Here is a 20,440-nt window from a genome sequence, read left to right as displayed (position 1 = left end):
TTACAATAAAATGAAATACCTTACTTTACTTTTTTTAACCATTTACACGACTTTCGCGACAGCGCAAAACGTTATTGTTGTGAGCGATCGGAAATCGCCAAGAGCGCAGTTTGGAGCTGAAAAATTATCTGAAACGTTAGCTGCAAAAGGCTTCAAAGTAATTTCATCTGATAAAGCAGCTAAAAATTCAAAAGATAAAGTTATTGTTATTGGAGAAAAAGGAACCGATTTCTGGAAGCAAAATACCAAAAATGCCAAAATAGATGACAGCAAACTAACCCAAAAAGAAGGCTTTCAGATTTGTACGCAAAAAAATACAATTTACATCGAAGGAACAGACGCTAGTGGTGCTTTGTACGGTGCGATGGAACTCGCAGATCGTATTAAAAACGCTGGTGAAATTCCCTCAGCAATAAATATCGAAGACAGCCCGGAAATGGTATTGAGAGGGGCTTGCATCGGACTCCAAAAAACAACCTATCTTCCGGGCAGGGATGTTTATGAATATCCCTATACGCCCGAAACTTTTCCCTGGTTTTATGATAAAAAACTATGGACGAAGTATCTGGACATGATGGTCGACAACAGAATGAACTCCTTATATTTATGGAACGGACATCCGTTTGCTTCTTTGGTAAAACTGAAAGAGTATCCGTTTGCACTTGAAGTAAGCGAGGAAGATTTCAAAAAGAACGAAGAAATCTATAAATTCCTGACCGAAGAAGCCAATAAAAGAGGAATATGGGTCATTCAGATGTTTTATAATATTATTGTTTCCAAACCTTTTGCCGAGCATTACAAAATCAAAACACAGGATCGTTCAAGACCAATTACGCCTTTACTTTCAGATTATACCCGAAAATCAATTGCCGCATTTATCGAAAAATATCCAAATGTGGGGCTGATGGTTTGTCTTGGAGAAGCTATAAACACAGTTGATGATGACGTAGAATGGTTTACCAAAACGATTATTCCGGGCGTTCAGGATGGCTTAAAAGCACTGGGAAGAACAGACGAGCCGCCTATTATTTTGCGTTCCCATGATACAGACGGACCTTTGGTAATGGGAAAAGCGCTTCCGTTGTATAAAAACCTGTACACAGAAAGCAAATACACCGGAGAATCCCTGACGACTTACACCCCCGGAGGCCCTTGGGGAGAGACGCACAGGCAGTTAAGTGCTTTAAAATCGATTCATATTGAAAACGTTCATATTCTGGCCAATCTGGAACCTTTCCGCTACGGTTCGCCGGACTTCATTCAGAAAACCGTAAAAGCCATGCACACTGCACACGGAGCCAATGCAATCCATCTGTATCCGCAGGCTTCGTATTGGGACTGGCCGTATACCGCTGACAAAACCAATAAACGATTATTAGAAATGGATCGTGACTGGATCTGGTACAAAGCCTGGTCAAGATATGCCTGGGACAGTAAAAGGGACAGAAACGAAGAGATTAAGTTCTGGGACAAAGATCTGGCAGCTAAATACGGCACAGATACAGAAGCCGCAAACAATATCTTAAAAGCATACGAGGAAGCGGGAGAAATTGCGCCAAAAACCTTAAGACGTTTCGGAATTACCGAGGGAAATCGCCAGACGTTATTACTGGGAATGTTCGAAAGCCAATTGGTCAACCCGGCAAAATGGCGTGTGTATCCGGGATTTCATGAATCTTGCGGCCCAGTCGGCGAATTGCTTTTAGAATATGCCAAAAAAGAATGGAATCACGAACCGCATGTTGGTGAAACGCCTCCGCAGATTATTGCAGAAATTACACAGCACGGAAAATTGGCTGCCGAAGCCATTGACAAAGCCGAGGCCAGCGTAACCAAAGATAAAGAAGAGTTTTTACGCCTTAAAAATGATATGCATTGCTACAAAGCCTTTGCCGATTTCTTTTCAGAGAAAGTAAAAGCAGCAATGTTGGTTTTGCGTTACAGCTATTCCAATGATATTTCAGATCTGGATAAAGCATTGCCTCATCTTGAAGAAAGCATCAGACAGTATGAAGTATTGGTCAGTCTAACAAAAGATACTTATTTATATGCCAACAGTATGCAGACCGCACAACGCCGTATTCCAATTGGTGGCGACGACGGAAACAATAAAACATGGGAAGAACTATTGCCGCATTACGAGCGTGAAATGGTTAATTTTAAAAGAAACCTGGAGCTGCTAAAAGCATCTAAAGATGGTAAGATTGTAACTAAGGAAGGAAAGCCCTGGCAGACCGCTGAGGTCATATTAGTGGGAGAAAACAAAAACACTTATCCGGTTAAAAACGGAACAAAAGTGTATGGAACCCCGATTTCCGAGATTATCAAAACAGCGCCTGAATTGCAAAATTTAAACGGAATTGTATTTGATGAAACGTCACAAAATGAAAAGGGGACACACCTGAAATTCAAAAATACAAAAGCCGTGAAATTGGTGGTTGGTTATTTTAATTCCGATCAGAAGCGATTTTTATTTCCCCCAAGTTTAGAAACAGATGCCGCCGGAAATGCAAACGGTCAGGCCGAAGTAATTTTGGCAAGCGCCATGAACCTAAAGGAATTGCCACGGGTAAATATTCATACCTACACATTTCAGCCTGGTGAAAATAAACTGGATTTGGGTAAAGGACGCGTATTGATTTTAGGATTTATAGCGGCAGAACAAATCATAACACCGCGGGATGTAGGGTATATCGATGCCGGAGAAAAAGCAGCAATCGACTGGTTGTTTTATTAAAACTAACTAGAAAAGAATAAAACTTAAATGGCCTTATATCACATATAGGGTTTAAAAATATGAAGAGAGTAGTAATTTTTATTTTTTTGTTTTTCTCAGGAAGCAGCTTTGTTTGGAGTCAAAGCAATGACGCAAAATTTCGTAAAGAAGTTTCGCTGAATGCCTCCTGGGAGACCGTAATCCTGGATCATCTTCCCACTCAGGAAGATGTGTTTGTAGACAATCCAAAAACTGATTCCAAATGGCAGCGGGTCAACGTACCGCACAATTGGGATCAGTATTATGGTTACAGAAGAACAAAACACGGCAATTTACACGGAACCGCCTGGTACAAAAAAACGCTGAAACTCGACAAATCCACAATCGGGAAAAGGCTTTTCCTTTTTTTTGAAGGCGTCAGTTCTTATGCGGATGTCTGGGTAAACGGAAAAAAAGTCGGAGAACATAGAGGGGGAAGAACCACCTTCACACTCGATATTACCAAAGAAGTATTTACGGATAAGGAAAATTTAATTGTAGTTAAGGCTTCCCATCCTTCCTTCATTGCCGATTTGCCCTGGGTTTGCGGAGGCTGTTCGGGAGAATGGGGATTTTCGGAAGGCTCACAGCCCATGGGGATTTTCAGGCCGGTTTCTTTAGTCATTACCAATGAGGTTCGTATTGAACCTTTCGGTGTTCATATCTGGAACGATCCATCGGTTTCGAAAGAAAAAGCAATTTTGCTTACCACAACTGAAATCAAAAATTACGGAACTTCAGTCCGAAACCTGACAATAGAAAATACACTTTTTGATGCAACCGGAAAAAAAGTCAGTACCGTAAAAACGGAAACCCAAAGTGCTTCGGGAGAACGTAAGGAAATTGCGGTAACACTTCCTGAAATTGCAAAACCTAATTTATGGTCGCCGGGAAATCCGTACTTGTACCAATTGGTCACTACAATTACTGAAAACGGAAAAATCATGGACCAGCTCACCACCCCTTACGGAATTCGCTGGGTAAGCTGGCCGGTAAACAGAACCGGAAAAGACAATCGTTTTTATATCAATGATGAACCTTTATTTGTTAACGGAACCTGTGAATACGAGCATCTGATCGGAAACAGTCATTCCTTTTCAAAAGAACAGATCCATTCCCGAATCGAACAAATTAAAGCCGCAGGATTTAATGCTTTCCGGGAAGCGCATCAGCCTCATAATTTAGAATACCAAAAAGAATTAGACGAAAACGGAATTTTATTCTGGAGTCAGTTTTCGGCTCATATCTGGTACGATACCCCTGAATTCAAAGAGAATTTCAAAACATTGTTAAGAGAATGGATTAAGGAACGCAGAAACAGTCCTTCCGTGGTCATGTGGGGATTGCAGAACGAAAGCACAATTCCCGCAGCATTTGCCGAGGAATGTACAAAAATCATACGCGAAATGGATCCGCTTTCTGCTTCTCAGCGTATCGTTACCACCTGTAACGGCGGAGAAGGTACCGACTGGAATGTCGTACAAAACTGGTCTGGAACCTATGGCGGTGATCCTTTAAAATACCACCTCGAAATGAGCACGCAATTACTGAACGGGGAATATGGTGCGTGGCGAACCGCAGATTTACACACAGAAGGAGCATTTGACCAACAGGGCATTCACAGTGAAAACCGTTTTTCGCAATTAATGGAAATCAAAGTCCGCGAAGCCGAATCGGTAAAAGATAAAATTGCAGGACAGTTCAACTGGCTTTTTGCTTCCCATGAAAACCCGGGACGTGTTCAGAACGGTGAAGGATTCAGGGATATGGATAAAGTAGGGCCGGTCAATTACAAAGGCCTTTTTACCATTTGGGGAGAACCCCTGGATGCCTATTATATGTATCGGGCCAATTATGTTTCGAATAAGACCAATCCAATGGTGTATGTCGTTTCACATACCTGGCCAGGCCGCTGGGAAACGACCGGAATCAAAAACAGAATTGATGTTTATTCGAATTGTGATGAGGTAGAATTATTCAATGACGTTAATAAAGTGTCGTTGGGTAAATTGAAAAATCCGGGTTTGGGACAGCATTTTCAATGGAATAATGTCAACATTCAATACAATGTTTTATATGCAGTGGGTTATGTAAACGGTAAAGCTGTTGCCAAAGATTATGTGGTTTTGAATACGCTGCCCAAAGCTCCAAATTTAAATGCTTTAACTTCTGATAAAGCAGATATTACAAAGGGAAAAAAAGGGTACAATTATATTTATAGAGTCAATTGCGGTGGTTCTGAAATGAAAGACAGCTCCGGAAATACCTGGTTTACCGATACACATAAAAGTGATGTGGATACCTGGGGTTCTTTATCGTGGACAGATAATTTTGAAAAACTGCCTGATTTCTTCGCCAGTCAAAGAACGACTTTCGATCCAATAAACGGCACAAAAGACCCGGAATTATTTCAGAGTTTTAGATATGGAGTTGATAAATTGCGCTATGAATTTCCCGTAGGGGAGGGAGAATATTTAGTAGAATTATATTTTACAGAACCCTGGTACGGAACCGGAGGCGGAATGGATTGCAAAGGCTGGCGTTTGTTTGATGTCGCCATTAATGAGAATGTCGTTCTTAAGGATTTAGACATTTGGGCTGAAGCCGGACATGATAAAGCCCTGAAAAAAACGTTTGTCGTAAAAAGCAAAAACGGAAAAATTATCATTTCGTTTCCAAATGTTAAAGCAGGACAGGCGATTATTTCGGCAATTGCAATCGGAACAAAAAACAGATTTGAGAAACCTGCAGCTCAATCCCCAAAAAACATTCAGAACCTGGTTTTAGATTCTTATGATAAAACGAACAGAATAGCTTCGTGGCTGGATATTAATTCAAAACAATTTTCAGATTCTGATGTTGTTTTTACCCAATTGCCTGCTGAACTATTTGGTGCAGATTATTTACAGTTTTCAGCAAATTCTAACAATAAGGGTTCGTTTACAGCTAAAGAAGAATCTGTTGTTTTTATTTTGGTTGACAGTAAAATCAAAGAATCAGCTTCGTTATCAGATTATAAAAAGACAGAAGAAAAAGCTGAAAATAGTAATCGAACTGAATTTTTAGTTTTCACTAAAAAAATAAAAAAAGGCGAAAAAGTTCTTTTTGATAACTCCCAATCCATAAGTTCAATAGCGGTTGTGCCCACTTATGATATGGGCGAAAAAGACGATTCCAGACCGATTGTAATTACTGAAGCTGAAAATGCCAAAAGCAGCGGAACCGGAATCGAAAAAGGAAATTTCAAAAAAGCGGATTATATTGAGTTCACGAAAAAGACACCCAACAGCATTCAGTTTGAAGTAAAACCGGGCGTGGCGGGAATTTATTTAATGCGGTTCCGTTTTATGAACAGAAACGAAACCTCCTTAAAAGTAAAATTCAGGATGGAAGATGCCTATGGTATTTTAATGCGAAATGATACGATAGAATTTTTTCCTTCCCCGGAGAAATGGAAAGTTTTAAATACGACTTCCGGTGGCTATATTAATGCCGGAACGTATAAGATTACTTTGGAAGGAGAAGATTTGAAAGGGTTGTTATTGGATAATTTTGAGTTTCAGTAAATAAAGGTTCAAAGGGACAAAGAGGCAAAGGTTCAGAGGTTTAAAAAATGGAACCATATAAGTGATGTAAGTTCATTTTAGGTTTGTTCATTGGTTTGTTATTGGTTTGTGATCGCTTTGTCCGGCTGAGCGAAGTCGAAGCCTGCGCAACGTGAGCAGCCAACGAAGACTTCGAATTCGCTCAGTCTGACAATACTGAAAATCATTCGATTAAGAAAAAAACATATTTATGATTCAACATCAAAACATTTTACAGAAAATAATAATTGCAGTGGCAGTATTGATCTCAACAATTGGTTTTGCTCAGGGAAAGCAAGGGAGAATCATTGAAGATTTTAATAAAAACTGGTACTTCAGATTAGGCGATTATCCCGGGGCAATTCAGGCTGATTTTGACACGAAGGGTTGGCGAACGCTTCAATTGCCGCACGACTGGAGTATTGAAGGAACTTTCAATAAAGACAATCCAACAAAACAGGCACAAGCGTTTTTGCCTGCCGGAAAGGGCTGGTATCGCAAAACTTTTACAGTTCCGGCCAATTGGAAGAATAAAACGGTTTCAGTTGAATTTGACGGTGTTTTTAAAAACAGCGAAGTCTGGATCAACGGACATTCGCTGGGAATGCGTCCAAACGGCTATATTTCATTTGCTTACGATTTATCGAAATACCTGAATTTTGGAAAAGAAAATACAATTGCGGTAAAAGTCGACAATGATGCACAGCCCAATTCAAGATGGTATACCGGTTCCGGAATTTACAGGAATGTAAAACTAACGGCGAGCGGGAAATTGCACATCGGACTTTGGGGAACTTTCGTAACCACACCGGAAATCACCAAAGAAAAAGCTTCCGTTCAGATAGAAATTGAGGTAAAAAATGATTTTGAAACCGGAAAAGAATTCAGGGTAGTAACTTCAATTGTGGATCAGAAACATAGGGAAGTGGCCAAAATCGAAACCAGGGAAAAAGCCGGCGGCAATGCTATCTTCAAAAAAGCGCAGCATCTTTCCGTACCGAATCCAACACTTTGGAGTATCGAAAATCCGTATTTGTATAAGGTCGTAACCAAAATCTTTGACGGAAAAACGCTCACGGATCAATACGAGACACCACTGGGAATTCGTTATTTTAATTTCGATGCCGAAAAAGGGTTTTCCCTAAACGGTATTCCAACCAAAATTTTAGGTGTTTGCCTGCATCATGATAACGGTGCTTTGGGCGCAGTAGAAAATATTCATGCCGTCAGAAGAAAACTGACTTTACTAAAAGACATGGGTGCCAACGCCATCCGAATGTCTCATAATGCACCTTCATTGGAAATGCTGCAATTGTGTGACGAAATGGGATTCATCGTCCAGGATGAAGCTTTCGATGTCTGGAAAAAGAAAAAAGTGACCAACGATTACCATAAAGACTGGGACAAATGGCACAAACAGGATCTGGAAGATTTGATCAAAAGAGACCGTAATCATCCGTCGGTAATGATGTGGAGTATTGGCAATGAAATCAGGGAGCAGTTCGACAGCACCGGAATTGCCATTACACGGGAATTGGCCCAAATCGTAAAATCATTAGACAAAACACGTCCCGTAACCAGCGCACTGACTGAAAATATTCCGGAGAAAAACTTTATTTACCAATCCGGGGCTTTGGATCTTTTGGGCTTTAATTACAAACACGAAGATTACAAAGACTTTTCGAATCGTTTTAAAGGGCAAAAAATAATTGCTTCCGAGAGTGTGTCGGCTTTAGAAACACGCGGGCATTACGATCAGCCTTCGGATATCATTAAAGTCTGGCCTCCAAAACACAATGCTCCTTTTGACGGGAATAAGGATTTTACCGTTTCGGCTTACGATCAGGTCAAATCGTATTGGGGCTCGACGCATGAAGAAACCTGGAAAACCATCAAAAAACTCGATTATATGGCCGGACTTTTTGTCTGGACAGGTTTTGATTATTTGGGAGAACCGGATCCATATCCGTACCCTGCCAGAAGTTCTTATTTCGGAATTATCGATCTGGCCGGACTTCCGAAAGATGTGTATTATATGTACCAAAGCGAATGGACGACTCAACCCGTACTGCATATTTTTCCAAACTGGAACTGGGCAAAAGATCAGGAAGTAGATGTTTGGGCGTATTACAATAATGCCGATGAAGTCGAATTGTTCCTGAACGGAAAATCACTAGGCAAAAAGTCGAAACAAAATGATGAACTGCATATTTCATGGCGCGTTACATTTGAACCGGGAACGTTGAAAGCCATTTCAAAAAAAGAAGGAAAAGTGGTGTTGGAAAAAGAAATTCATACCGCCGGAACTGCTGCTAAAATTGATTTAAAGACCGACAAACCAATCATCAGAAAAGACGGCTACGATTTGGTTTATGTAACCGTTTCTGTTGTAGATGCTGTCGGAAATCTGGTTCCTGATGCAAATGATTTAATTGATTTTGAAGTTACGGGCGGCGGAAAAATAGTGGGCACAGACAATGGCTATCAGGCCGGACTGGAATCGCTGAAAGCCACTTCCTGCAAAGCTTTTAACGGTAAATGTATAGTAATCATTCAATCGAATACGAAAGCGGAAAACATCAGATTGACCGCTTCCGCTTCAAACGGAATTCAGCGTGCTTCGATTGCTGTCAAAGTGGAATAACATAAGATAAGATTAGAAAATATAAAAAAACTCCACTTTCAAAAGTGGAGTTTTCTGATGCCTATTTCGCTAATCTTCTTTTCTCTTCTTCATTTCCAAAATCTCTTTGTTTCACGTTGATTTTCGTATTTCCAAAATTGTAAATCAGCGATATTTTGAAGAAACGACTGCTTTCATTTTGGCTGTAAACCTGTTTGATGCCGTTCACCACAGAAACAAAATCTTTCAGGTAAGCTGTATTAAAAATATCATTGGCCAGAAATGCAATCTGCATATTTTTCTTAAAGAGGTTTTGTTTTAGCGCGATAGTCAAACCTGACATATAACCCACAGTGTACAATCCGCTTTTTACAGGAGAACTATACGTGTAATCCAGCTGTAGTTTTGTCGCTTTGCCTATTGAAAAAGTATTGCTCGTAGAAAAATCCAACTGCAGACCGTTGGTCGGACTAGCATTGATTCCTGAGGTAAATGTCGTTTTCGAGCCCAGCACATACAAAGTATTTTCTGTTGACCACCAGTCGGTAAGATCTGCCGTATAACTTTCTCCAATACCATAATTAATTCCCTTATAATAATTTTCCCTTGTGACCACCTGCGTGTTAGTTGCCGGATCTGAGGTGAAAATTACACCATACCCATCGGTAATGCTATTGACGAAAATACTGGTGCGCAAAATTTCCTTATACGAATGGGACAATTCAAAATTATTGCTGAAAGAGGGTTTTAGAAACGGATTCCCTTCAGAATAACTGTTGCTGTTGATGTACGTTCGAAACGGATTTAATAAATCATAACGCGGTCTGTTGATTCTTTTTCCGTAATTGAAATTAAAACTGTTATTCCCGTTCGCTTTATAAGTCAGGTAAAGGGTTGGAAATAATTTGAAATAGTTGTTTTTGATCTCCTGATTTAAATTCGCCGAAAAACCATCCGTTTGTGTATTTTCAGCTCTTAGTCCCAATTGAATCGTAAACTGCTCATTGATTTTTTTATTGCCACTCATGTAAACGGCCTGATTGTTCTCTTCGTATTCAAATTCATTAGACTGATTCAGGTCGATTATCGGAGTTCCGCTCATGTTATCATACGAAAGTAAACTGCTTTTGCTTTTGGTAAAACTGACTTTGGCACCATACGACAAATTCACAAATTCAAGCGGATGTTCCATATCGGCCTTGATACTCCTGTTGTCAATATTCTGGTTCGAAATATTTCTTCCGTATTGGTCTAAACTGATAAAAGCCATGTCCGGTGAATACTTTTTTGTGGTGAAATCACGATCAAATTTGGAATCGTAATTGAAATAATCAAAATCTACGGAAAGTTTCCTGTTCAGTGTGTCAAGTTTTGTCAGTAAGTGGGCGTTATAGGTCTGATTGCCTGAATTTCGGTTATTGAAGCCATCATTCAGTACTATGCTGTTGAGTTTGTCGTCCGGATCATAATTTTTGATGATAATATCGGATTTGAAATTCGGGTTGCTGCGATCGTTCAGATACTGAAAACCAATTGTCGTACGTTCGGAGAGGTCATAATCCAAAGCCAGTTTTGCAGAAAGATTTTCTTCATTGATTTTAGATTGTGCGTTCATATGCTGCAATCCGTCAGGAAAATAAAGATGTAAATTTTCATCAGAATTTCGATAGCCTGATTTTGCATTGGCACTTACGCTGAATCGAAATTTGTTTTTGTTGTAAAAGAAATTATTTCGCAGCGTATAAATTCCATATTTATTTTGATCGTAAGAAAGTGTGGAAGTGTTTTTCCAGGAATCCCGTGTTCCTTTTTTCAGGTTGATATTGATCAGTCCGCCCGTACCGTTTGCATCGTATTTTGCCGGCGGATTGGTAATGATTTCAATGTTTTTGATGTCATTTGCCGAAATAGATTTCAGGAAAGCATTCAGTTCTTCGCCCGATAGTTCCAGCATACGGCCATCAATCATAACGCGGGAAGAACCCTTGCCCAATATATTGATGGCATTGTTTTGTACCACCACTCCTGGCGCTGTATTGATCGCGTTCAGGGCATCTCCTCCGGTTGTGGAAGCTTTATTTTCAATAGTATAAACCAGACGGTCAATTTTTTGCTCGATTGTTCTTTTGTGGGCTGTAACCACCACCTCGTCCAGATTATTTGTTTTTTTGGTCAGAAGAATCAAACCGAGGTCAGTATCTTTTTCAATAACAATATCCTTTTCCCAGTTTATTAAACCTTGCGGGTTGATCTTTATTTTATAAAATCCTTTACTGAGACTGATTTCAAAAGTGCCATCTTCTTTACTGGTTGTTCCGTCAATGATTTTTCCTTCAGGAGTAGAAATTACAATATTTTCCCAGGGCAATGAAGCGGTTTCATCGGATATTTCCCCCTTTAATTTAAAGGTCGATTGCGCCAGACAAAATAAAGGGAACAGTAAAAAAATAAAAAGGTTTGCTTTTTTCATGATTTCTAATTTTAAGCTTGTGATTAATTTGAGACAAAGTTGCTTTAGAAATCTTCGACAGGCGACCGATAAAAAAAAGTCGAACCAATTTCATGTTTAGAAATTGGTTCGACTTTATAAGGATGAAGTACGACTTTTTACAAACGGCTTATAATGAGCTGTTTCTGTAGGCCGTCGGAGTGAGTTCCGTATATTTTTTGAAGGAAGTATTAAAAGATGATTTTGAATTAAAACCCACTTCATACAAGATTTCCAAAATCGTAAGATCTTTTTTAGCCTGGTTTTTTAAAATCCCCATGGCTTTCTGAATGCGGTATTCATTCACAAAATCAAAAAAATGCTGATTCATATGATGGTTGATCAAAACAGACAAATCCCGTACCGGAATATTAATCTGATTCGAAAGCTGCTGAATGGTAAGCGACGGATCAAGATAAGGTTCGTGAACGGTCATGTAATTTTTTAAGTTTTCGATTTGGGAAGTGATAATCGGATCCGGACTATTTCCAGATTTGGATGAAATCTTTTCAGACTCCGGAATAAGATCTTTGGCCAGTGCTAATTTGGAATCGATACCCCTGAAAAGCTCAGGATAATTCAGCGCTTTTAGAACAAACCAGCAGGTAATGCATAAAGCAAACAGTCCGACTAAAATATTTGCCCAAAGAAATACATCTTTGTAGACGGTATATTTCAGTAAATTTTTGATCGCCACAACGCTATGCGCCGCAAAAAAGACAATCGTCATCTGCATCAGCCATTTATAAGTCGAAGTGCCGGCACTGGCATAATTTTCAAGATAGATTTCCCTGTATTTTTTCAGAATCAGAAAGACACTGATGATGTAGAACAGGTACTGAATTTCAACAATAAGCTGAAAAGAATACATTTCCGGCATGGTATTGCCAATCTCAAAAATGCGTTTTTTTTCGATTCCCTCGCCCAGATAGAATCGGGGAGTCAGGATTAAATTAACCAGTACAAACGGGAACGCATGCAGTAAATGTTTGGGTTTTAGCTTAAAATCCGTATAACAAACCGATAAAACGTAGAGATAAAACAACGGCATGCCCAATAGGGAAGTGGTCCACCTGAAAATCTCCAGATTTAAGTGGCTGCTGATGAAATCGAAAATGAAAAAACCGCTGAGATCAATAGCTGATAAAATAAGAAAAGCGGCAAATAAACGGTTAGCTTGTTTATTGCTGGTTTTTACGGTCAGTAAGAAAAAAGCAAGAAGCAGCGAAACAGAAATACCAATTGCGGCTACAATACTTAAAAATATCATTTTATTCATTGCTGTTTTTTCACCAAAAATAAGGTTTAATTGATGAAAAACCAGAGCAGGAGTAAATTTGTTGCTGCTGAAAAAGAAGTCAGGAAGGGCTTTTTTAATAAGGAAGGTTTACTACATCCCCGGCCAGTACAAAACATTAAACTTATGCCCGTCCGGATCCGCAAAGCAGAAGGTATAGCCCTGTTCGTAGTTTTGAGGTTCAGAGAAAACGCTTCCGCCGGCTTCAAGAACTTTTTCGCGCCAGCTGTCTACTTCTTCCCGGGTGGTGGCAGAAAGGGAAAATATAACTTCACTTTGTGTTTTCCATTTTCCGATTGCGCCGTTGATATCTGTTTCTAATTTGGATCTTTTAAAGAAATTGATAATGAATTTGTCTTTGCCAAAGTTGAAACTGGCATTCTCATCCGAACTGTATTTGTTGTTCGATTCAAATCCCAGTTTGGTATAGAATTCATAAGTAGCTCTTAGATTGTCTGAGGCTAAATTTGCCCATATCATTTTAGGTTCCATGTTTCGAAATTTTGAATTAATAGAAAGTAAAAGTATGATTTTTAATGGTTTGTGCTGTTATATTTAATTTATGGAATGTTCCGTTTTTATCAGGTTAAAAGTCCTCTCCTTATTTCTTAATTATTTTTTGTAAACGTCAGGATTGAAAAGCTCCATATAAATTTCCGGTTTTGGTAATTTCGTAAAACCATATTTTTCATACAACCAGTCCGCGGTTGAAGTCAGTAAAATCCAGCGCCTTAACCCTTGCAGGCTGGGATGCGTCATAACACTTTCCATTAGTTTTTTCGAAAGGCCCTGTCCGCGATAGTCGTCCAGAACATAAATATCTCCAAGGTAGGCAATCGTAGAAAAGTCAGATATAACCCTGGCAAAACCTATTTGTTTGCTGTTGTGGAAAAGCCCAAAATTCAGGGAATTATCGATAGACGTTTTTACTTTTTCGAATGGAATATTATCGCTCCAGCCCGAATCTTTCGACAGAAAATCGTGAATGGCTACAAGATCCAGTTTTGTTTTGTCTGTTGTAATAAGGAACTCTCCAAAGATTTGTTCAGTGTTTTCCATTTTATAAATTTAAAAGATAGTTTAAAACAGATCTGATTTATAACTGCTGATTTTCATTTTCAGCCGTCTTTTTCTCTATATAAAAAAACATTGCCAGAAACTGAATAATCAAAAATATGCCAAAGTAATTTTTATTTAACTCCTGATATACTTCTGAAAGTATAAAAAAAAGAAGGAGATTAAAGAGTGAAATTCTAAACAGCAGAATAGCAGCCAATCTGTTCGAATATTGCCAGTTCAATAGGTTTTTCATTGATTTTCGACTTCGGTAGCCATAAAAATTATTTATTTTTTTGGGCTGGAAGTAATAATAAAGTACTGAAATCAAAAGCAGGAGCAGGGAGACTAGTAATTCTGAACGCATAAGTAACGGTATTAACTTTTTCTTACTTTACTTGCAATGTCAGCCATTTCGTGATTTCCTGTAGCGCAACAGGTGAGATGGTTTGTTCGATTTTTCCATATTCTGTTGGAAGTCCGGTTGTGCTTTCCTGGAATAAGTGATTCAGATGAGGAAGTTCCTTAATCGTAACTTTTTTATTCCCTCCTTTGGCTAACGATTTTTTAATCGCCTCCAAATTTTCTTTGGGCGCTACCTGCAAATCTTTTTCGCCATTAAGTGCCAGAACGGGGCATTTTACTTTTTCCAGCACAGGTCCGGGGTTATAGCGTAAAAAGCTAACCATCCAGGGACTTGAAACTTTAGATACCTGCGCATTCACATAATCCTGAAGAGAAACATTTTCAGGTTTGTCAGGATCATTTTTTGATGTTTCGGTGATATAGGCGGTCAATTGGGTTTTTAATGCCTCAGGATTAGTATATTTTTTTACAATCTCAAAAGCTTTTTCATTGAGGATTCTGTTTTTTTGGATTTCAGCATCGCTTTTTCCGTCGGCTCTGGCAATTAGTTCCTGTTGAGTCAAAAGTACCTGGTCACCCTGTAAGCCTGGTCCTGCCAGTAAAACAATAAAAGAAACGCCTTTTGTTTCGGTCGCTACCAGAGGTGCAATTAGTCCGCCTTCGCTGTGACCAATCAATCCGATCTTAGCTTTGTTTATTTCTTTTCTAGTTTTTAGGTATTCAACTGCCGAGGCTGCATCAACAGCAAAATCAGCAGAGGTTGCTGTTTTAAAGATACCGCCGGATTTGCCAACGCCCCGGTCATCGTAACGCAATACGCCTATCCCGTTTTTAACGAGATCGTCCGAAAGTACAAGGAAGGGTTTGTGCCCTAACATTTCTTCATCCCTGTTTTGAGGGCCGCTGCCGCTGATCAAGACCACAACCGGAAAAACACCTTCTTTCTTAGGGAGTGACAGCGTTCCGGATAAATTAATATCTTCTTTTATGTTTTTAAAGGTAACTTCCTCGGTATAATAGGGATAAGGTGTGGAAGGTTCCTGAGGTCTTTTAATTTTTTCCTGAACCGTATCTTCACTGCGCGATAAATCAACATTAAATTTCTGGCCACCCTGCTGAAATGTACCTGTAATAAGGTCTCCTTTTAATTCCCCGATATAGCTTATGCCAAGGTTGGCAGCCTCTATTAATACGGTCGGTTCAGTAAATGTCACTTTGCTGGCAGGTAATCCAAAAGCGCCCTGATCCGGACTGTCCAATGTGGCGGTATAACCACTCTCCGTTTTATGGATATGAAAAATTAGTTTTAATTGAGCAGACTGAACTTTAAGCGTTCCCGTCCAGTGGCCGGCAATATTCTGTGCGATGCCGGAAAAAGTAATACAGCTAAGCAATACAAGTATTATATTTTTTCTCATTATACTTTTTTGTAAATGTTTGAAGATCGATTCCAATAAAAATTGAAAACCAAATATAGTATTTTTCTTAATTGTGGATAGTAAAATATTCCTGCAATTTACTGGAGTGTTACCGCCCCTGCCGGACTTGTAAAATCAGATGCTTCTGATATGATTGCATTCTTAAAAGTAGTTACGATGCAGTCCTGAAATAATGGCGAACCGTAGTTTAAGTAACGCGATCAGAGTGGGAATTCATAAATTGCAGTAAAAATAATTCTTATATTCGCTTCAGCAAAGCGCCTGTTAGGTGCAATACTTTTCATTTTGGGGAAGGAAGAATCACATGTAGCATTCCGTAGAGCAATTCGCCAGACAAACCATAAGAAATGATTTGATACTCATTAAACATAAAAAATATGGAAAATAAAAAAACATTCTCATTTACGCTTTCGATTGTAGCAATCATTTTGGGCGTTACCTTGTTTAAGCAATTCGACTTTAAAACGCTAAGATTTGAGCAGCCCGCACTGGCTGTTATTTATATCATTGTCTTCGTAGCTTCCGTTTATTTTCTGGTACGGAAACCAAAAAATCAATCTGAAAAGTAGAAAACAGTTACTGTCACTTTTTTAACCAAGTGTCACCCTGAGCGAAGTCGAAGGCTGTTCAACGAAACAGGTCTTCGACTTTACTGTAATTTGTCGCTTTCCTGAAAACTTCAGGAAGTTTTATAAATAAATTATTCCTCCGTTATTTTTTTTCGGTGCGCTATTCCCCAATCGGTCAGATTGTTGATTATCGTTTGCAGGGTTTTCCCATGGTCGGTAAGGGCATATTCGATGCTTACCGGCTGGGTATCTAAAACGGTTCTTTTAATTAACTTGTTGATTTCTAATTCTTTCAATTCCTTACTCAGCATTTTGTTCGAAATGCCAACGACATCGTTCAGGATGTCAGAAAACCTTCTTTTGTTATAATAACAAATCGAGGAAATAATCGCTATTTTCCATTTTCCACTCAGCACGTCCATGGAATCCTGGACGGCCATCATCTCTTTTTTGTGCTTTTCTTTTTCGCGGTAGTTACAATCCATTAGGTTACTTTGTTACTTCAAGGTTACTGTTACTTTTAGTTACAAAGTTACTAAAAGAAATTAATCTGTTCTACCTTTGCATCCGCAATACTATAAAAAAACATAAAAATGAACAGATTAAATAACAAAGTAGCGATAGTTACAGGGGCTTCAAAAGGAATTGGAGCTGCCATAGCAAAATATTTTGCAGCAGAAGGAGCAAAAGTGGTGGTAAACTACGCATCCAGTAAAGAAGATGCCGAGAAAGTAGTAAAAGGGATAACGTATAACGGCGGAATTGCAATTGCAGTACAGGCCGATGTGTCCGTAGCAGCAGACGTGGCAAAATTGTTTGAAGCAACAAAAAGTGCTTTCGGAACATTGGATATTCTGGTAAACAACGCCGGAATCTATCAATATGCCCCGATCGAAGAGGCTTTGGAGGAATCTTTCCACAGACAATTTAATACCAATGTTTTGGGGTCTTTGTTTGCTATTCAGGAGGCTTTGAAATTGTTTGGTGAAAAAGGCGGAAACATTATCAATATCAGTTCAGGTGCCAGTAACACACCGCTGCCAACAGGTGCTGTATATTCTGCCACCAAAGCAGCTTTAGATGCCATTACGATTTCGTTGTCGAAAGAATTTAGCGGCAGAAACATCCGTATCAATTCTATTTTGCCGGGTGTGGTGGAAACAGAAGGGTCGCATAGTGCCGGCTTTATCGGCAGTGATTTCGAAGCAAAACTCGTAGCGACTACACCATTGGGCCGAACAGGTCAGCCGGATGATATCGCAAAAGTAGCCGTATTTCTGGCCTCTGATGAAGCAGCCTGGATCACGGGAGAAAAAATTTCGGTTTCGGGAGGGATTTACGGGATCTAAACTTCAGTAGTAAAAATTAAAACAAAGCAAAATGAGTAAACTAAAAAATAAAGTAACAGTAGTTACAGGCGGTAATAGTGGTATCGGATTCGGTATTGCGGAAGCCTTCAGAAACGAAGGAGCCGTTGGGACCATTACAGGTAGAAATGAGAAAACATTAAACAGTGCGGTAGAAATCCTGGGGACAGATTTTATCAGCATTCCCGGTGATGTCACGAATATGGAAGATCTTGAAAACACCTTCAAAAAGACCTTCGACAGATTTGGAAAAATCGATGTCCTGGTCGTAAATGCAGGAGGTGTTGTCGACGGTCAGCAATTGGGTACCATCGATCAGGTCACAGAAGAAAATTATGATGGTTATATGAACCTTAATTTGAAAAGTGCCTATTTCACCGTACAGAAAGCACTTCCGTATTTAAATGACGGTGCATCGATCATACTAATCGGATCAAGCGCTGCGCATCGTGCGGCACCCGGTATGGCTATTTATGCCGCAGCAAAAGCCGCAATCATAGCATTCGCCAAAGGGTTATCACTCGATTTATTACCACGAAAAATAAGGGTGAATGCGCTTTCGCCGGGTTCTATTGATACGCCTGTTTTCGGAAAACTTGTACCGGAGGAACATTTAGATGAGGTAAAACAAATGTGGATCGACATTACACCTGTAGGCCGACAAGGACTTCCGTCTGACATTGGACATGCCGCCGTATTTTTAGCCTCAGATGAGTCGTCTTTTATAGTAGGTACCGAAATTCTTTCTGATGGTGGTCTTACCAATATCAGCTTAATGAAATAATTTATGCATCTTGTGTTTTTGCAGTCTGTGTATTGAAAAACGGAAGCACTGGAAAACTCCTTAAGAAATTAGGGAGTTTTTTGTTTTTAAGAAAACGTATTGCTATGCGAAGTCTCCCGACTTCACACCGCAAAGTTTATATTTTTTTATAATATTTAATAGAACTGAACATTACAGTTTTTTGCTTATCAAAATATTTTTTAATTAAAAAACTATATTAATTTTCTTATATATTTTTTTGAAATATTTTTGTCTTATGTTTGTTTTCATATCCATCAGATAGAAAAAACTTTAATTTATTAAACACCCCTGCCATCATACAATTTCATCGAAATACGAACCAGAAAACAAACATAACATGTCCGTAGCTATCCAAATTTCAAAAATCACTGCCCTTATTTCCTTTTTATTCGTTCCGGGTCTTCATGAGAATGGGGTTCCAAATGTCGCTTTATTGGGTATTTATTTTTTTCAGTTTTTTAATGATATAATTGGTACATCAGAAGAAATATTTTGGGAAGGATTTTTGGCACTGCCTGTTTTTACTTTTCTTATAATTTTTAAAATAAACTGATGTCTGTAATCTACACTTTGAATGTCAACTTCGACTGTTAACTATTTAAATTTCAGTCTCATTTTACAACAAAAATGTTGTACTTATTTTGTTGTAGTTTTTATTTCAACAAAGGTTTTTCCAACAGAAAAGTTGTGCGTTTAATTTTAGTTTTTCAATAATATTTGCGACTTCACAAAGCAATTGTTCACTAAACCATCTTATTACGCGAGGCAATTTAGAAACAAAACACGACTTTTCTTATGAAATTTACAAACTGAAAACTGCAACTGCAAACTGTGACTTCTGGAATGGGTGTAAAGTTATGGACGAAGTACTTTTATATAAGCGTTGTAAACATCGTCCTTAATAGAGGTTCGCAGGTAAACTTCGTTTTCGTCTTTTGTTTTATATTCAAACTGAATTAAAGCAGCGTCAGAATAATAAAACAAAGAATCATCATCCGGAAATTCAAGATTTGAAATAGGGTTGGTGGTTAATTTTGCTTCGAATGCTGTTTCACCATTATCAATGTCCAATTGAAAAAGTTTTCCCTTGCGGGTATATCCCCAAAGATTATCGTCTTTCTCGGTAATGTATTGAACATTGTCGTTTTTAAAATCAGTTTTCCAAAGCTGTGTTCCGGTTTTTGAATCAACAGCATATAGAGAAGAAACGGTTTCGCCCTGTGCTGCAAAATATACTTTTTTATTTTTGCTAAATATGCGGTCCTTGATGTTATGTTGGTTTTCCTCTATTTTAAATTGCCATAAAACATCGAGTTTGTCAGGACTTAAAGCATAGACTACATCCTTTTCATTGGCTATAAATATATTTTCATCATCTGTAACAGGTTTTCCGGAGATAGCTTCCTCAAAAGTTTTCTGGTTGAGCAGTTTTCCCGTACCGGCGTCAAAACTGTAGAGATTAGAACCGCTTTGGGTAAAAACCTTGTTGTTAAAAAAGAGTACTGAAACAGCATTAGACGCGTCGTCTAACTTGTGGCTCCATGCTAAACTGCCGTCTTTTATGTTAAGTGCATAAATTGTACTGTTTTGACCTTGGGAAGTGATGTATAGTTTTCCATTATTGATAACAGGTGTCTGGTCTTTCAGCACAATCTGATCGGTAGTATTTCCTAACCTTGATTTCCAGAAAACATCTCCGGTCATATTATCAATCGCGAAAATTTCACCATTAATAAACGGCACATATACCACTCCATCCTGTAACGTTAACTGATTGGCGCACATTTCGGTGTGGGCATCGGTTGCTTTTACGGTCCAGCCAATTTGTTCGGACTCTAAATCAAATGAAAAAAGCGAACCATCGTAATCATAAATTAAAATTGATGCCTCGTCTAATGGAACTTTTGCCACGGGATGAACAACCTTATTAGAGAACAGGCTGCCAGTATTTGCTGTGGCTGGCACTTGCCCAAACGTATTGATAACCGTAAATGCAAATAAAAGGAGTATTAGCTTTTTTTTCATTTTTATAATTTTGATTGGAGCATTTGATTTCTTTTTAGTACGATGAAATTAAGCCTATTGAATTCG

The 20,440-nt window shown here is 38.8% G+C and carries 14 protein-coding genes; 6 read left to right on the top strand and 8 right to left on the bottom strand.

Going from position 1 to position 20,440, the window contains the following annotated elements:
• Positions 1-10 precede the first annotated feature (10 nt).
• The 3 genes from LPB89_RS16080 to LPB89_RS16070 all read left to right on the top strand — a co-directional run bounded on the left by LPB89_RS16080 (position 11) and on the right by LPB89_RS16070 (position 8,983).
• Positions 11-2,737 carry a glycoside hydrolase family 20 zincin-like fold domain-containing protein gene (locus tag LPB89_RS16080; RefSeq protein ID WP_230702703.1) on the top strand — a complete coding sequence of 909 codons (2,727 nt, stop codon included), beginning with the start codon at positions 11-13 and terminating at the stop codon, positions 2,735-2,737.
• A gap of 59 nt (positions 2,738-2,796) precedes the next feature.
• Positions 2,797-6,321 carry a malectin domain-containing carbohydrate-binding protein gene (locus LPB89_RS16075; protein ID WP_230702702.1) on the top strand — a complete coding sequence of 1,175 codons (3,525 nt, stop codon included), beginning with the start codon at positions 2,797-2,799 and terminating at the stop codon, positions 6,319-6,321.
• A gap of 229 nt (positions 6,322-6,550) precedes the next feature.
• Entirely contained in the window at positions 6,551-8,983 is a 2,433-nt protein-coding gene (locus tag LPB89_RS16070; protein ID WP_230702701.1) for a sugar-binding domain-containing protein, read from the top strand.
• Positions 8,984-9,044: 61 nt separating this feature from the next.
• Here the strand turns inward: LPB89_RS16070 and LPB89_RS16065 are convergent, their stop codons facing one another.
• The 6 genes from LPB89_RS16065 to LPB89_RS16045 all read right to left on the bottom strand — a co-directional run bounded on the left by LPB89_RS16065 (position 9,045) and on the right by LPB89_RS16045 (position 15,587).
• Positions 9,045-11,432 carry a TonB-dependent receptor domain-containing protein gene (locus LPB89_RS16065; RefSeq protein WP_230702700.1) on the bottom strand — a complete coding sequence of 796 codons (2,388 nt, stop codon included), beginning with the start codon at positions 11,430-11,432 and terminating at the stop codon, positions 9,045-9,047.
• A 148-nt stretch (positions 11,433-11,580) separates the two neighbouring features.
• Positions 11,581-12,729, bottom strand: coding sequence for an AraC family transcriptional regulator (locus tag LPB89_RS16060; RefSeq protein WP_230702699.1), 1,149 nt, complete (start codon positions 12,727-12,729; stop codon positions 11,581-11,583).
• 111 nt (positions 12,730-12,840) lie between these two features.
• Positions 12,841-13,239, bottom strand: a complete 399-nt coding sequence (locus LPB89_RS16055; protein ID WP_230702698.1) for a VOC family protein — start codon at positions 13,237-13,239, stop codon at positions 12,841-12,843.
• Between the two features lie 120 nt (positions 13,240-13,359).
• Positions 13,360-13,806 (bottom strand): GNAT family N-acetyltransferase, encoded by a 447-nt coding sequence (locus LPB89_RS16050; RefSeq protein ID WP_230702697.1) that lies wholly within the window; start codon positions 13,804-13,806, stop codon positions 13,360-13,362.
• A 37-nt stretch (positions 13,807-13,843) separates the two neighbouring features.
• Positions 13,844-14,170, bottom strand: a complete 327-nt coding sequence (locus tag LPB89_RS22035; RefSeq protein WP_370635539.1) for an SdpI family protein — start codon at positions 14,168-14,170, stop codon at positions 13,844-13,846.
• Between the two features lie 22 nt (positions 14,171-14,192).
• Complete coding sequence (locus LPB89_RS16045; RefSeq protein WP_230702696.1) at positions 14,193-15,587, bottom strand: S9 family peptidase; 1,395 nt, start codon at positions 15,585-15,587, stop codon at positions 14,193-14,195.
• A 398-nt stretch (positions 15,588-15,985) separates the two neighbouring features.
• Between LPB89_RS16045 and LPB89_RS16040 the strand changes: the two genes are divergently transcribed.
• Entirely contained in the window at positions 15,986-16,177 is a 192-nt protein-coding gene (locus LPB89_RS16040) for a hypothetical protein (protein ID WP_127340393.1), read from the top strand.
• Between the two features lie 131 nt (positions 16,178-16,308).
• Here LPB89_RS16040 and LPB89_RS16035 read toward each other — a convergent pair whose 3' ends face one another.
• The gene (locus LPB89_RS16035; protein ID WP_167470963.1) at positions 16,309-16,662 is read right to left on the bottom strand and encodes a helix-turn-helix domain-containing protein; all 354 of its coding nucleotides are present in this window, start codon (positions 16,660-16,662) and stop codon (positions 16,309-16,311) included.
• Positions 16,663-16,770: 108 nt separating this feature from the next.
• On the opposite strand from LPB89_RS16035, the gene LPB89_RS16030 reads away from it, so the two are divergent.
• Positions 16,771-17,526, top strand: coding sequence for an SDR family NAD(P)-dependent oxidoreductase (locus tag LPB89_RS16030; RefSeq protein ID WP_230702695.1), 756 nt, complete (start codon positions 16,771-16,773; stop codon positions 17,524-17,526).
• 31 nt (positions 17,527-17,557) lie between these two features.
• Positions 17,558-18,328, top strand: coding sequence for an SDR family oxidoreductase (locus LPB89_RS16025; protein WP_230702694.1), 771 nt, complete (start codon positions 17,558-17,560; stop codon positions 18,326-18,328).
• Positions 18,329-19,204: 876 nt separating this feature from the next.
• Here LPB89_RS16025 and LPB89_RS16020 read toward each other — a convergent pair.
• Positions 19,205-20,374 carry a PQQ-binding-like beta-propeller repeat protein gene (locus LPB89_RS16020; RefSeq protein ID WP_230702693.1) on the bottom strand — a complete coding sequence of 390 codons (1,170 nt, stop codon included), beginning with the start codon at positions 20,372-20,374 and terminating at the stop codon, positions 19,205-19,207.
• Positions 20,375-20,440 lie beyond the last annotated feature (66 nt).

It is taken from the genome of Flavobacterium sp. ENC (assembly GCF_020991415.1).
Classification (GTDB): domain Bacteria; phylum Bacteroidota; class Bacteroidia; order Flavobacteriales; family Flavobacteriaceae; genus Flavobacterium.
The sequence above is the reverse complement of the archived record's forward strand: the minus strand, read 5'-3'. Positions and strand labels throughout refer to the sequence as shown.

Bases quoted from the DNA above. Each gene is read 5' to 3' on its own strand.
- LPB89_RS16080 (WP_230702703.1), top strand. From the start codon at position 11: ATGAAATACCTTACTTTACTTTTTTTAACCATTTACACGACTTTCGCG.
- LPB89_RS16075 (WP_230702702.1), top strand. From the start codon at position 2,797: ATGAAGAGAGTAGTAATTTTTATTTTTTTGTTTTTCTCAGGAAGCAGC.
- LPB89_RS16070 (WP_230702701.1), top strand. From the start codon at position 6,551: ATGATTCAACATCAAAACATTTTACAGAAAATAATAATTGCAGTGGCA.
- LPB89_RS16065 (WP_230702700.1), bottom strand. From the start codon at position 11,432: ATGAAAAAAGCAAACCTTTTTATTTTTTTACTGTTCCCTTTATTTTGT.
- LPB89_RS16060 (WP_230702699.1), bottom strand. From the start codon at position 12,729: ATGAATAAAATGATATTTTTAAGTATTGTAGCCGCAATTGGTATTTCT.
- LPB89_RS16055 (WP_230702698.1), bottom strand. From the start codon at position 13,239: ATGGAACCTAAAATGATATGGGCAAATTTAGCCTCAGACAATCTAAGA.
- LPB89_RS16050 (WP_230702697.1), bottom strand. From the start codon at position 13,806: ATGGAAAACACTGAACAAATCTTTGGAGAGTTCCTTATTACAACAGAC.
- LPB89_RS22035 (WP_370635539.1), bottom strand. From the start codon at position 14,170: ATGCGTTCAGAATTACTAGTCTCCCTGCTCCTGCTTTTGATTTCAGTA.
- LPB89_RS16045 (WP_230702696.1), bottom strand. From the start codon at position 15,587: ATGAGAAAAAATATAATACTTGTATTGCTTAGCTGTATTACTTTTTCC.
- LPB89_RS16040 (WP_127340393.1), top strand. From the start codon at position 15,986: ATGGAAAATAAAAAAACATTCTCATTTACGCTTTCGATTGTAGCAATC.
- LPB89_RS16035 (WP_167470963.1), bottom strand. From the start codon at position 16,662: ATGGATTGTAACTACCGCGAAAAAGAAAAGCACAAAAAAGAGATGATG.
- LPB89_RS16030 (WP_230702695.1), top strand. From the start codon at position 16,771: ATGAACAGATTAAATAACAAAGTAGCGATAGTTACAGGGGCTTCAAAA.
- LPB89_RS16025 (WP_230702694.1), top strand. From the start codon at position 17,558: ATGAGTAAACTAAAAAATAAAGTAACAGTAGTTACAGGCGGTAATAGT.
- LPB89_RS16020 (WP_230702693.1), bottom strand. From the start codon at position 20,374: ATGAAAAAAAAGCTAATACTCCTTTTATTTGCATTTACGGTTATCAAT.